Here is a 12,718-nt window from a genome sequence, read left to right on the forward strand (position 1 = left end):
TAAATGCGTCCGGGCATTATACGGTCATCATGTATTTCTCGCTCTTCATGCGCCGCTCGGTATACCAGACGCACAGCATGGCCAGCAGCAGGCTGCTGAAGAAGGTCTGCAGGAAGGGCAGCATGCCAATGCTGCCGCCCTTGGCCAGCTCGCGCAGCAGGGTCTGGTTGGACAGCACGGGCACCATGTACATCCACCAGCTATTGGTCAGGTTCATCATCGGCACCAGGATCACCGGAACCAGCGGCACGATCATGGTGAAGCTGACCAGGGTCTGGGCTTCCTTGAAGGAGCGGGCGTTGATGGCCAGGGCGATTTCCAGCGCCGCGGCGAATAGCGACAGGGTGGCGGAGGCCAGGCACACCATGGCCAGGTCGCGCCAGCCCAGGCGCCAGGACAGGCCGATTTCCTCCAGCGGCAGCCATTTCAAAATGCCGTGCGCGATCGCCAGCTCCAGCGTGATGCCGACAATCGACAGCAGCGAAGCCGCCAGCCATTTGCCGACGATCAGGTCGGCCGGCCGCAGGGGCTGCGCCATCAGCACCTCCAGCGAGCGCCGTTCGCGCTCGCCGGCCGTGCTGTCGACCGCGGTGCTCATGCAGAACATGAAGGCCGGGATGAAGAAGATGCCCAGCATGGTGCTGATGGTGTTGGCCGAACGCGAAGCACTGGTGCCGGCATCGTAGCGCTGCACCAGCACCGGGTTCAGGTTGACCGGCGACACGCCGTGCGCCAGCAATCGCGCGCTGGCGATATTGCGGCTGTAATCGCGCAGCACGTATTCCACCTCATCGATCTTGCGCGAACTGTCGGAGGCGGAGTCGAACCACAGCTCGACCCGCGCCGGGCGCATGGCGTGGTAGTTCTCGGCGAATTCCGGCGTCAGGCGCAGCACGGCCGTCACGGTCTGCTTGCGCAGCAGGGCGTTGATGTCCTCTTCGCCCATGGCTTCAAGCTCGGTGATGTTCACGTTGCGCTGGCGTAGCTGGTTCATCAGCGTTGGCGCCTGCTCGCTGCCGATCACCGCCAGTTCCACGCCTTCGCGCTCCGGCTTGGTGGCGCGGTCGATTTGCCGCTGCAGCATGAAGCCGACCAGGATCGGATACATCAGCACGAACAGCAGCAGCAGGCTGAGGGCGCGGCGGTCGCGCAGGGTCTCCACCAGTTCCTTGCGCAGCACGATGGGGAATTTCATCCTCATAGCTCGATCCCTTCCTCGGTGCCGACCAGGCGCACGAAAGCATCTTCCAGGCTCGGCAAGCCGGCCTGTTCGCACAACTGCTGCGGCGTGCCTTGGGTGACCGTGGTGCCGTTGGCGATCACGATCACGTCGTCGCAGGAGTGGATCACTTCCTGCATCACGTGGGTTGCCATGATCACGCAGCAGCCGTCCGCCTTCAGCGCGGCCAGCGCGCGGCGCAGGGCGCGCGTGCTCATCACGTCCAGGCCCCGGCTTGGCTCGTCGAGCAGCAGGTGGCGCGGCCGGTGCAGCAGGGTGCGCGCCAGGGCGACCTTGATACGCTGGCCTTGCGAGAAGCCTTTTGCGCGGCGGTCGATGATGTCTTCCAGCGACAGCAGCTCGGTGACTTCCTTGGTGCGCTGTTCGATCGCGGCATCGGCCATGTCGTTCAACTCGCCGAAGTAGCGCAGGTATTCGCGCGTGGTCAGGCGTTCATACAGGCCGAACTGGTCGGTCAGCACGCCGACGTTGCGCCGTACCGCCATCGGATCGATGGCGGGATCGACGCCGTCGATGGAGATGGTGCCGTGGTCGCGCTGCAGCAGGCCGACCAGGGTGCGCAGCAAGGTGGTCTTGCCGGCGCCGTTCGGTCCGAGCAGGGCGGTGATGATGCCGTCGCGCGCGGTGAAGCTGGCGCCCGCCAGCGCCTGCACCTTGCCGAAGCGCTTGCAGAGGTTATGGACTTCGATCATGGCTGTGGCCCTGCACTATTGAGCTGGAAAGTCGGCGCCGGGATTTCGTTCAGGCATTCCGCCTTCACCGGGACGCCGGGCTGGTCGAGGAAGCCGCGCAGCAGGCGCGGCATGCATCCGAGCGGCGATACGATATGCCCGCCATTCTTCACGATCAGGTGCTGGGCATTCTTCATGTACTTGCGCGCCGCTTCGGCGCGGCGCGGCGGCGTGACCGGGTCGAGTGCGCCGGACATCAGCAGCACCGGCGCTTCGATCACAGTCGGCTCCTTGTAAGGCACGGCCGGCACGGCGATGGTTTCGCACATTGTCCCGATGCGCATGATCTGCGGCGCGCCGAGGAAGGAGCCTTTTGTATCCTCTTCCAGCAATTGCGGCGTCAGGCGCGGGAAGTCCTCGGCGCAGACCACGGCCAGGTGCAGCGGCATGGCCGGCCCGCCCTCGGAGGAGAAATCGCGCGACACATTGCTGCGCGCGATGAAGGGCTGCCAGCGGTCCTGGTAGGCGCTGTGGATGAGGAAGGGCAGGCGCCGGCTGTCCGCCTGCGAATACAGGATGTTATGCACGGTGCCGATAAAGCGCATGCTGGTCATTTCGACCTTGGTGGTTTCCGCCGTACGCGGATCGGGCAGCGTGAGCGATTGCGGCGCCTTGGCCAGGCGCGCCGCCAGCGCCTCGAACTCGGAGCGCAGGCTGGGGAAGGCGGTGGCGCAGACCGTATCGTCGGCGCACTGCTTGAACAGGGCGTCGAGCGCCGCCTGCGCATCGTGCGCGCCGGCCGGCACCACCTGGTCGGGCGCCGCCACGCCATCCAGCACCAGGGCGCGCACGCTGCCGGGGTACAGGCGGGCATAGGCCTGGGCCAGGCGGCTGCCGTAGGAGCCGCCCCAGACATTGATGCGCCCATAACCGAGTGCGCCGCGCACCGCTTCGATGTCGCGCGCCGCCTGTTCGGTCGTATAAAGATTGAAGCGCTTGTTCAAGCCCTTGATGCAGGCACGGGTCTCGGCCAGCAATTCGTCTTCCGTGGCCGTTTCGGCATTCTTGCCCGGTTTGCAATCGAGCTTCCCGGATAATCCGGTGCCGCGCTGGTCGATCAGCACGATGTCGCGCGTGGCGCGCACCTTGCGGAAAGTGGTGTTCAGCAAGGGCACCAGGTCGGAACCCGCTTCGCCCGGGCCGCCGGCCAGCAGGAACAGCGGATCGCGCCGGGCCGACTCGCGCAGGGCGGGGGCGACGGCAACGTGCAGGCTGAGGGTGGCGCCGGGCGCATGGTGGTCGAGCGGCACCGCCAGGCGAATGCAGCGCAGGGCTTCTTCGGCGCCAGGCAGGTGGCAGCTTTTGCCTGGCTCGGCCTGCGCCATTGCCGGACCAAGGCCAAGGGCTAACAACGTGGCCAGCATGAGCGATCGCATGGCCGTCTCCTCTTGTGATTCTGGGGTTCCATAGTAGCTCGGCAATATCTGCTTAGCAACGGCAACTCGGTACAGGGCGGGGTTGACCCGGCGGGGCTGGCCGGGCTATAATCGCCAGCTTTCCTTTTCGCTCGGGAAAATTCAACAAGAAGGATGCGTCCGCTGAAGCACAGGGGCGGAACCACCGATAGAGCGTTTTTTATCTTTCACAGAAAGTTCAAACATGAAAACTTTTTCCGCTAAGGGCCATGAAGTCCAGCGCGATTGGTTCGTGATTGACGCGACGGACAAAGTCCTCGGCCGTGTTGCCAGCGAAGTGGCACGCCGACTGCGCGGCAAGCATAAGCCAGAATTCACCCCTCACGTTGACACCGGCGACTTCATCGTTGTCGTGAACGCAGGCAAACTGCGCGTGACCGGTACCAAAGCAACCGAGAAGACCTACTACCGTCACTCCGGTTACCCAGGCGGCATCTACGAGACCAACTTCCTGAAGATGCAACAGCGCTTCCCAGGCCGCGCCCTGGAAAAGGCAGTGAAAGGCATGCTGCCGAAGGGTCCTCTGGGCTACGCCATGATCAAGAAGCTGAAAGTGTACGCTGAGGGTTCCCACCCGCACGCTGCCCAGCAACCTAAAGCACTCGAATTCTAAGGAACTGACATGATCGGTAACTACAACTACGGCACCGGCCGTCGCAAGAGTGCAGTTGCTCGCGTGTTCATCAAAGCTGGCACCGGCCAGATCATCGTGAACGGCAAGCCAGCAGCTGAGTACTTCTCCCGTGAAACCGGCCTGATGGTGATCCGTCAGCCGCTGGAACTGACCGGCAACGTTGAACGTTTCGACATCAAAGTCAACGTGCACGGCGGCGGCGAGTCCGGCCAGGCAGGTGCAGTGCGTCACGGCATCACCCGCGCACTGATTGACTACGATGCAGGCCTGAAGGGCGACCTGGCACGTGCCGGCTTCGTCACTCGCGATGCTCGTGAAGTTGAACGTAAAAAAGTTGGTCTGCGCAAAGCACGTCGCGCAAAGCAATTCTCGAAGCGTTAATCTTTATCGCTTTCGTACAAAAAGCCGCTGGTCTCCAGCGGCTTTTTTTATTTTTAGAACCGAAAGCCTGCGGCCGCCGCGTATCAGGTGTCTGACCCTGCGGGTCAGACACCGTTTTACCGGTTTTGATAAAATGGCCCCCTCACATAAACAACCCACGCAAGGAAAGAAAATGATCAAAGTAGGCATCGTCGGCGGCACTGGTTACACGGGCGTGGAACTGCTGCGACTGTTAGCCGCACACCCTGAAGTCGAACTGACCGCGATCACTTCGCGCAAGGAAGACGGCTTGCCGGTGGCTGAGATGTATCCTTCCCTGCGCGGCCGCGTGAATATCGCCTTCTCCTCGCCGGACAAGGTTGACCTGACCCAGTGCGACGTCGTGTTCTTCGCAACTCCGCACGGCGTGGCCATGGCGCAGGCGCCGGAACTGCTGGCCAAAGGCGTGAAGGTGATCGACCTGGCGGCAGACTTCCGCATCAAGGACCGAGCCGTATTCGAAAAGACGTACAAGATCGACCACACCGCGCCTGAACTGCTGGAGCAAGCCGTGTACGGCCTGCCTGAGCTGAACCGCGAAGACATCAAGAAGGCGAACCTGATCGCCAACCCGGGCTGCTACCCGACCACCATGCAGCTCGGCTTCGTGCCGCTGCTGAAGGCCGGCCTGATCGATGCCGGCCACCTGATCGCCGACTGCAAGTCCGGCGTGTCCGGCGCCGGCCGCAAGGCGGAAATCGGCACCCTGTTCTCCGAATCGTCGGACAACTTCAAGGCCTACGGCGTGAGCGGCCACCGCCACACCCCGGAAACAGCGGCCCAGCTGCAGCGCTTCACCAGCGAGAAGGTCAACCTGATCTTCACCCCGCACCTGACCCCGATGATCCGCGGCATGCACTCGACCCTGTATGCGCGCCTGACCAAGGAAGTGTCGAACGAAGAGCTGCAAAAGCTGTTCGAAGACGCCTACGCCGACCAGCCGTTCGTCGACGTGATGCCATGGGGCTCGCACCCGGAAACCCGCAGCACCCGCGGCGCCAATATGCTGCGCCTGGCGCTGCATCGCCCGAACAATGGCGACACCCTGATCGTGCTGGTGGTGCAGGACAACCTGGTCAAGGGCGCATCCGGCCAGGCCGTGCAGTGCATGAACCTGATGTTCGGCCTGGACGAAGGCCTGGGCCTGCAAACCATCGCCCTGATGCCTTAAGTGGAAGGCCGCATGGAACAGGCGCGCGTGCCAATGCTGGCACGCGTGTTTGGCCTGGCTGCGGTCCTGGTCGCCGGCGGCGCGCTGGCGATGTGGGGCGTCGACCTGGGCAAGCGCGTGGTTGGCGTATCGAAAGGCGAATCCGGCCCTACCGTTGCAAAGCAACTCGCCGCGGCTGAGCTGGAACTGGCCCGCGTATCGGCTGAGCGCGATGAATTGGCTGCAAAGCTGAAGGCTGTTCCCGTGGCAGCGCCCGCACCGGCCGCTTCCGATGCCGAATTGGCAAAATTGGATGCCGACCTGGCCCTGCTGGAAGAAGCGCTGCCGCCAGCGAAAGCCGGTTCCGGCCTGCTCATCCGCGGCATGCAAGCTCGCATGGCGGCGCCAAAGCTCTTGCATTACACGGTTCTGCTCCAATATGGTGCGAAGAAGAAGGGCCCATCCGCCTTCTCCGGCCGGCTCAAGCTGTCGGTTGCCGTCATCCAGGATGGCAAGAAAGCGGTGCTTGAATACCCGAAGGATGGCGCCGAGCGCTACGACCTGAAAGTGGACCGCTACCAGCGCGTTGACGGCACGCTGGAACTGCCGGAAGGCCTGAAAGTGGTGGCAGTCAAGGTCAGCCTGTCGGAAAAGGGCAAAATCGTTGCCGATGAAACAACGACTGTGCGCAGCCTCTAAAGCGGCCAAGTCCGGCATGGACTATAATGGGACAACTGATTTTAAGTAGGAGTAACACATGACTGCAGTAGCCGAAGACGTGATCCCGGCACCGATCGTTTTCACCGACGCCGCGGCCGAGAAAGTAGCGCAACTGATTGAAGAAGAAGGCAATCCGGACCTGAAGCTGCGCGTATTCGTGCAGGGTGGCGGTTGCTCCGGCTTCCAATACGGTTTCACCTTTGACGAAATCGTCAATGAAGACGACACCACCATGGTGAAGAACGGCGTCCAGCTGTTGATCGACTCGATGAGCTACCAATACCTGGTAGGCGCCGAGATCGACTACAAGGACGACCTGGAAGGCGCGCAATTCGTGATCAAGAACCCATCCGCGACCTCGACTTGCGGCTGCGGTTCCTCCTTCTCCGTCTAAGCAAAGCCATTACGGCTCAGCCCGTGTCACACCGTGGGGTCACACCCCAAGAGTGACACGCTCTCTGCCATTGCACGGACGAGCCCGTGTCACTCTTCGGGGTGTGACCCCATGGTGTGACACGGGCTCGGCCGTTAACGGGGGTAGAGGACGCCGAGGATGCGCTCGCCGCGCGCGCCGGTGACGGAGGGCAGGTTGCCGGGCAGGCGTTCGCCGAAACGGTAGGCCAGCCACGCGAACACCATCGCTTCTACTCGGTTGGGCGGTACGCCCAGCGCGTCGGTGGACTGAACGTTGGTCGACTCCCCCAGTTCCGTTTGCAACTCGCGCATGAGCGTGGCGTTGTAGGCGCCGCCGCCGCAGACGTAGAGTGCATCCGCGCCGTGAGGGGCGACTTCGCGTGCCAGGCTGACTGCGGTCAGGCGCAACAGGGTGAACATCACGTCTTCCGGCCTGGCTTCGGCGAAAGCCGCCAGGCGGGTGTCCAGCCAGTCGGCATGGAACAGGTCGCGGCCGGTGCTCTTCGGCGCGGGCTGGGTGAAGTAGGGCTCGGCCAGCAACGCAACCAGCAGGCCGGGTATTTCCTTGCCGGTGGCAGCCCAGGCGCCGTTGTCGTCGAATTCCACGCCTTTGTGGCGCGCGATCCAGGCATTCATCAGCACGTTGCCGGGACCAGTGTCATAGCCGCCAACCGTACCATCTTTATGCAGCAGGGAGATGTTGGCGATGCCGCCGATATTGGCCAGCACGCGCATCTTTCCTTCCTTGCCGAACAGGGCCTTGTGGCCGGCAGGTACCAGCGGCGCACCCTGGCCCCCGGCAGCCACGTCGCGCGAGCGGAAGTCGGCTATCACGTCGATGTCGCTCAGCTCGGCCAGCAGGGCGGCGTTAATGATCTGGCGCGTGAAGCCCAGCTCGGGGCGGTGGCGGATGGTCTGCCCATGCGCACCCACGGCGCGCACGTCAGCCGATCTCATTTCAGCCTTGGCCAGCAGCTCGGCCACGCAATCCGCATAGAGTTCGGCCAGCTTGTTCGCGGCCAGCGCTTCGCGCTCGATCTCGTTAGGAGAGGCGGCTTGCAGCGCCATCAGCTCGTCGCGCAGCGACTGCGGGAACTCCACGTACGCCGCCGACATGGTGCGCGCAGCACCGGCCCAAAAGTCCACCAGGACGCCATCTACACCGTCCAGGCTGGTACCCGACATCATTCCGATATATAAGCTCATGGTCCTATTGTAGTTCGGGGGCAGTTGAGTCAAATAAAAAAAAGGCGCACCTTTGTGCGCCTTTTATTCCTTTGCCGCCGGACTACTTGGCGGCGAGGGTGTTGGTCTTGTCGTTCGAACGGAGCAGGGCGAAGCGGTGGATCATGTCGCCGGCCACCGATTTGAAGCGCGCCAGTTCGGCAGTCGTCAGCGGGGCTTGGGCCGTAATGTTCAGCTTGTTCGGGTCCTTGGCTTCGCCTGCGACGCGGAATTCGTAGTGCAGGTGGGCGCCGGTCGACCAGCCGGTGGTCCCGACGTAGCCGATGATGTCGCCTTGGTTGACCTTGGCACCCTTTTTCATGCCGGGGCCGAAGCGGCTCATGTGCGCGTAGGCGGTGGAGTAGTTGGCCCAGTGCTTGATCACGACCACGTTGCCGTAGCCGCCTTGCACGCCGGCGAAATCGATCACGCCGTCGCCGGCTGCGCGAATCGGGGTGCCGGTCGCCGCGGCGAAGTCGGTGCCTTTGTGCTGCTTCCAGTTGCCGGAGATCGGATGCGAGCGCATGCCGAAGCCGGACGAAATACGCGAGAATTCCAGCGGCGACTTCAGGAAGGCCTTCTTCAGCGATTTGCCGTCGAAGCTGTAGTAACCGCCGCCCGACTTGGTCAGCGGATCTTCAAACCACACGCTTTGGTAGGTGGTGCCCTTGTTGGTGAATTCGCCTGCCAGGATGCGGCCGGCGCGCACGAACTCGCCGTCCTGCCAGAAGGTTTCATACACCACGTTGAAACGGTCACCGCGCTTCAGGTCGGAACGGAAGTCGATGTTGGTGGAGAACATTTCAATGATCTGCGCGACGACGGTGTCGGGCAGGCTGCTGCCGTCGGAACTCGAGTCGGTCGCGGCATACAGGGAAGTGGTGATTTCGCGCGCGCGCATTTCAACGCGGCGTTCCAGTTTCGCGGCGGTCTCTTCAGCCGTGAATTCTGCGTCGCCCGAACGGGTGACCATAATATTCTTGACGGGATTGTCTTTGCCGTCCACAACGGTGGCCTTCAGCCACAGCAGGTTGCCGTTTTCGTCGGTCTGCGCCTGCACGCGCTTGCCGCTGCGCAGCTGCATGATGGCGCGCGCGGTCTTGTCTTTCTTGATGAAGGTTTCTGCAGCGTCGTCTTCCACGCCCAGGCGATTGAGCAGCGTCGCGAGCGTGTCGCCGGCGCGGATCTTTTCTTCGTGGACGTAAGTCTGGTTAGCTTCTTGCTTCTGCAGGGCGGTAATCTGCGAGCTCAGGTCCGGCAGCTGGATTTCCTGGGCAACGGTCTTCACGGGCAGGTCGCTTGGATCGGGGGCGAGCGGAGCCACGCCAGCAGCACCAAAAGCGCATACGGCAAGGAAGATCGCCGATGCGCTGATGATCCGCGCCTTACGCGTCGAACCTAGCAGATTGTGCAAGCCGGAGCTTGTGAACTTGTTTATAGGGTTCATGCAATCAGTTAAAATTTGCCGCTTGAACTTTCAGGATTCTTGGTATTTTGTTCTAAGTTGTTGATTTAATTCGTTTTCATCGGGCAAGATTGATGGGATCGGGCATTATAACAAAGTCCTGAGCCGTGCCAACAATTTGAGAGAATTTCGCAAAAATGGATACAGACAACAAAATCCTGCCGCTGACCGATAGCGTCCAGGAAGCCCTCGCCATCACCAAGCGTGGTGTGGACGAGCTCATCATCGAAAGCGAATTTGCTCAAAAGCTGGCGCGCTCGGAAAAGACTGGCGTGCCGCTGCGCATCAAGCTGGGCCTGGACCCGACCGCGCCTGACTTGCACCTGGGCCACACCGTGGTGCTGAACAAGATGCGCCAGCTGCAGAACCTGGGCCACCAGGTGATCTTCCTGATCGGCGACTTCACTTCGATGATTGGCGACCCTTCCGGCCGCAACGTCACCCGTCCGCCGCTGACCCGCGAGCAGATCGAGCTGAACGCACAGACTTATTTCAAACAGGCATCGCTGGTGCTGGATGCGGCCAAGACCGAAATCCGCTACAACTCGGAGTGGTGCGATCCGCTGGGCGCGCGCGGCATGATCCAGTTGTCCTCGCGCTACACCGTGGCGCGCATGATGGAACGCGACGACTTTTCCAAGCGCTTCAAGAACGGCACCCCGATTTCGGTGCACGAGTTCCTGTACCCGCTGATGCAGGGTTACGACTCGGTGGCGCTGAAGGCAGACCTGGAGCTGGGCGGCACCGACCAGAAGTTCAACCTGCTGGTTGGCCGCGAGTTGCAAAAGGATTACGGCCAGGAACAGCAGTGCATCCTGACCATGCCGCTGCTGGAAGGCCTGGACGGCGTCGAGAAGATGTCCAAGTCCAAGAACAACTATATTGGTATTACCGAGCCGGCCAACACCATGTTCGCCAAGGTGATGTCGATTTCGGACGTGATGATGTGGCGTTACTACGACCTGCTGTCGTGGAAGTCGATCGAGGAAATCGCGGGCCTGAAGAAGGCGATTGAAGGCGGGGCGAATCCGCGCGATGCCAAAGTGGCGCTGGCGCAGGAGATCGTGGAGCGCTTCCACTCGCGCCAGGCGGCGGAGGATGCGCTGGCGGACTTCGTCAATCGCTCCAAGGGTGGCATTCCGGATGATGTGCCCGAAGTTGCCGTGGCCGGCGCGCCGGTTGGCATTGGCCAATTGCTGAAGCAGACCGGCTTGTGCGCTTCGACCGGCGAGGGCCTGCGCATGATCGATCAGGGCGGCGTGCGTATCGACGGTACGGTGATCAGCGATAAGGCGCTGAAAATTGAGGCAGGCACCTTCGTGCTGCAGGTCGGCAAGCGCAAATTTGCTAAAGTGACCTTGTCGGCATGATCGGGCTGCTGCAGCGGGTTTCGTCCGCCAAGGTTGTTGTCGATGGCGAGACGACCGGCGCCATCGATGGCGGGCTGATGGTGCTGGTGTGTGCGGAGAAGGGCGATACGGAGAGGGAGGCGGACCAGTTGCTGGCCAAGCTTTTGTCGTATCGTGTATTTTCCGACGATGCCGGCAAAATGAACAAGTCGGTGACCGATGTCGCGGGCGGCTTGCTGCTGGTGCCGCAGTTTACGCTGGCGGCGGATACCAACTCCGGCACCCGGCCTTCGTTCAGCCCGGCGGCTGCGCCGGCGGATGGGAAGCGGCTGTTTGAGTATTTTGTGGAGCAGGCGCGTTCCAGGCACGCGGTCGTTGGCACGGGCGTGTTTGGGGCGGATATGAAGGTGTCGTTGACAAATGATGGGCCGGTGACGTTCTGGTTGCAGGTGAGTCCAAAATAAAAACCGGTAAACCTGGGTCTGACCCGCAGGGTCAGACCCAGTCTGAGCCGCTGCCAGGGGTGTTGGTTCTGGGCCTTTGAGGCCGCAGGCAGACGAGCTGACCGGGTCTGACCCTGCGGGTCAGACCCGGGTTTACCGGTTCAAAAAGCAAGCTGGGAGATAAAGATGAAAATCTGGAGCGATTCCTTCAAGGATGGCGCCGCCATCCCCGGCGATTTTGCTTTCGCGGTGCGCGACAAGGCGACGAAAGTGCGCCTGTCATCCAACAAGAACCCCCACCTGGCCTGGTCCGACGTCCCCCCAGGCACCGAATCCCTGGTCCTGCTCTGCATCGACGGCGACGCCCCCACCGACGGCACCTACGTCAACCAGGAAGGCCACACGCTGCCCGCTTCGATGCCGCGCGCCGACTTTTACCACTGGTCCCTGGTCGACATTCCGCCGAAACGCAGCAGCATCTCCGCCGGCGAATTCTCGAAAGCAGTCACCCCCAAGGGCAAGCCGGCCGGCCTGCCAGCGCCCCTGCGCCACGGCATCAACGACTACACCGGCTGGTTCGCCAGCGACAAGGACATGGCCGGCGACTATTACGGCTACGACGGCCCATGCCCGCCATGGAACGACGAGCGCACCCACCATTACATTTTCCGCCTCTACGCGCTGGACACCCCGCGCCTGGAGCTGGAAGGCCGCTTCACCTGCCAGGACGTGCTGGACGCCATCCACGGCCATATCCTCGACGAGGCGCAGGTAATCGGCAGCTACTCGCTATTTGAATGACAAGAATCCTGCTGATCCGCCACGGCGAAACCGCGTGGAACGCCGTGCGCCGCCTGCAAGGCCACATCGACATCCTCCTTAGTCCTACCGGCGAACGCCAGGCTGATGCCCTGGCGCGTGCGCTGGCGGCCGAGCCGCTGGAGGCCATCATTTCCAGTGACCTGGGGCGCGCCCTGCAAACCGCGCAAGCGGTGGCGGCGCACCATCCCCACCTGCCCCTGCACACCGACCCCGGCCTGCGCGAGCGCGGCTACGGCGCATTCGAAGGCCTCTTATATACAGAGATCGCCGAACGCTACCCCGTGGAGTTCGCGGAATGGCAGGCGAGGGACGTGGATGCCGTGATGCCGGCCGGGGACCGCGTGGCGGAAAGCTTCCGCCAGTTCTTCCAGCGTTGCCAGGACGGCATCGCGCGCTGGGCCGAACGCTATCCACAACAATCCATCCTGATCGTCGCCCACGGCGGCGTGCTGGAATGCGCCTACCGCGCTGCCCGCGGCCTGTCGATCGACGGCCCGCGCGATTTCCAGGTCAAAAACGCCAGCATCAATCGATTTACCTTTGATAAAGGGGTGTTGTCGCTTGAGCAATGGGGCGAGGTTGCGCACCTGTCCGCCAGCCTGGACGACATTGTTTAAAAAAGTGATTAGTTTTTGGGCAGCGCATCGGTTAAAATAGCCCCCTTTCCCGCACTGTCTTACGGATTTGTTAA

Annotated in this window: 14 protein-coding genes; 9 read left to right on the forward strand and 5 right to left on the reverse strand. The window is 62.3% G+C overall.

Annotated elements, in window-relative coordinates; all coding sequences use genetic code 11:
* Positions 1 to 16 precede the first annotated feature (16 nt).
* Genes ACN9MY_RS06755 through ACN9MY_RS06765 form a run of 3 tightly spaced genes read right to left on the reverse strand, consistent with a single transcriptional unit; the run spans position 17 to position 3,347 of the window.
* The gene (locus ACN9MY_RS06755; protein ID WP_426337039.1) at positions 17 to 1,201 is read right to left on the reverse strand and encodes an ABC transporter permease; all 1,185 of its coding nucleotides are present in this window, start codon (positions 1,199 to 1,201) and stop codon (positions 17 to 19) included.
* On the reverse strand, positions 1,198 to 1,932 hold the full coding sequence (locus ACN9MY_RS06760) for an ATP-binding cassette domain-containing protein (RefSeq protein WP_426168818.1): 735 nt from the start codon (positions 1,930 to 1,932) through the stop codon (positions 1,198 to 1,200). The genes ACN9MY_RS06755 and ACN9MY_RS06760 overlap by 4 nt, the downstream gene beginning before the upstream one ends.
* Positions 1,929 to 3,347, reverse strand: coding sequence for an alpha/beta fold hydrolase (locus ACN9MY_RS06765; protein WP_426168821.1), 1,419 nt, complete (start codon positions 3,345 to 3,347; stop codon positions 1,929 to 1,931). Before ACN9MY_RS06765 ends, ACN9MY_RS06760 begins: the two co-directional genes overlap by 4 nt.
* A gap of 223 nt (positions 3,348 to 3,570) precedes the next feature.
* Between ACN9MY_RS06765 and rplM the strand changes: the two genes are divergently transcribed.
* The 5 genes from rplM (at position 3,571) to erpA (ending at position 6,704) form a co-directional block, all read left to right on the forward strand.
* Entirely contained in the window at positions 3,571 to 3,999 is a 429-nt protein-coding gene (gene rplM / locus ACN9MY_RS06770) for a 50S ribosomal protein L13 (RefSeq protein ID WP_028102306.1), read from the forward strand.
* 9 nt (positions 4,000 to 4,008) lie between these two features.
* Entirely contained in the window at positions 4,009 to 4,401 is a 393-nt protein-coding gene (rpsI, locus tag ACN9MY_RS06775) for a 30S ribosomal protein S9 (protein ID WP_028102305.1), read from the forward strand.
* Positions 4,402 to 4,573: 172 nt separating this feature from the next.
* The gene (gene argC, locus ACN9MY_RS06780; RefSeq protein ID WP_426168825.1) at positions 4,574 to 5,611 is read left to right on the forward strand and encodes an N-acetyl-gamma-glutamyl-phosphate reductase; all 1,038 of its coding nucleotides are present in this window, start codon (positions 4,574 to 4,576) and stop codon (positions 5,609 to 5,611) included.
* Positions 5,612 to 5,623: 12 nt separating this feature from the next.
* Positions 5,624 to 6,289 (forward strand): DUF6776 family protein, encoded by a 666-nt coding sequence (locus ACN9MY_RS06785; protein WP_426337040.1) that lies wholly within the window; start codon positions 5,624 to 5,626, stop codon positions 6,287 to 6,289.
* Between the two features lie 58 nt (positions 6,290 to 6,347).
* On the forward strand, positions 6,348 to 6,704 hold the full coding sequence (gene erpA, locus ACN9MY_RS06790; RefSeq protein ID WP_028102302.1) for an iron-sulfur cluster insertion protein ErpA: 357 nt from the start codon (positions 6,348 to 6,350) through the stop codon (positions 6,702 to 6,704).
* Positions 6,705 to 6,838: 134 nt separating this feature from the next.
* Here the strand turns inward: erpA and ACN9MY_RS06795 are convergent, their stop codons facing one another.
* Both ACN9MY_RS06795 and ACN9MY_RS06800 read right to left on the reverse strand, forming a co-directional pair.
* Positions 6,839 to 7,930 (reverse strand): anhydro-N-acetylmuramic acid kinase, encoded by a 1,092-nt coding sequence (locus ACN9MY_RS06795; protein WP_426337041.1) that lies wholly within the window; start codon positions 7,928 to 7,930, stop codon positions 6,839 to 6,841.
* An 82-nt stretch (positions 7,931 to 8,012) separates the two neighbouring features.
* Entirely contained in the window at positions 8,013 to 9,395 is a 1,383-nt protein-coding gene (locus ACN9MY_RS06800; protein WP_426321277.1) for a peptidoglycan DD-metalloendopeptidase family protein, read from the reverse strand.
* Positions 9,396 to 9,550: 155 nt separating this feature from the next.
* Here ACN9MY_RS06800 and tyrS point away from each other — a divergent pair, with 155 nt between their 5' ends.
* The 4 genes from tyrS (at position 9,551) to ACN9MY_RS06820 (ending at position 12,644) form a co-directional block, all read left to right on the forward strand.
* A complete protein-coding gene (gene tyrS / locus ACN9MY_RS06805) occupies positions 9,551 to 10,783 on the forward strand; it encodes a tyrosine--tRNA ligase (RefSeq protein WP_426168836.1) in 1,233 nt (410 codons plus the stop codon).
* Positions 10,780 to 11,226, forward strand: a complete 447-nt coding sequence (gene dtd / locus ACN9MY_RS06810) for a D-aminoacyl-tRNA deacylase (protein WP_426168838.1) — start codon at positions 10,780 to 10,782, stop codon at positions 11,224 to 11,226. The genes tyrS and dtd overlap by 4 nt, the downstream gene beginning before the upstream one ends.
* 165 nt (positions 11,227 to 11,391) lie before the next feature.
* Positions 11,392 to 12,006, forward strand: coding sequence for a YbhB/YbcL family Raf kinase inhibitor-like protein (locus ACN9MY_RS06815; protein WP_426321280.1), 615 nt, complete (start codon positions 11,392 to 11,394; stop codon positions 12,004 to 12,006).
* The gene (locus ACN9MY_RS06820; protein WP_426321282.1) at positions 12,003 to 12,644 is read left to right on the forward strand and encodes a histidine phosphatase family protein; all 642 of its coding nucleotides are present in this window, start codon (positions 12,003 to 12,005) and stop codon (positions 12,642 to 12,644) included. Before ACN9MY_RS06815 ends, ACN9MY_RS06820 begins: the two co-directional genes overlap by 4 nt.
* The last annotated feature ends 74 nt before the right edge of the window (positions 12,645 to 12,718 follow it).

Origin of the sequence: Pseudoduganella sp. R-31 (assembly GCF_049913235.1) — a bacterium.
Taxonomy (GTDB): Bacteria; Pseudomonadota; Gammaproteobacteria; order Burkholderiales; family Burkholderiaceae_D; genus Rugamonas.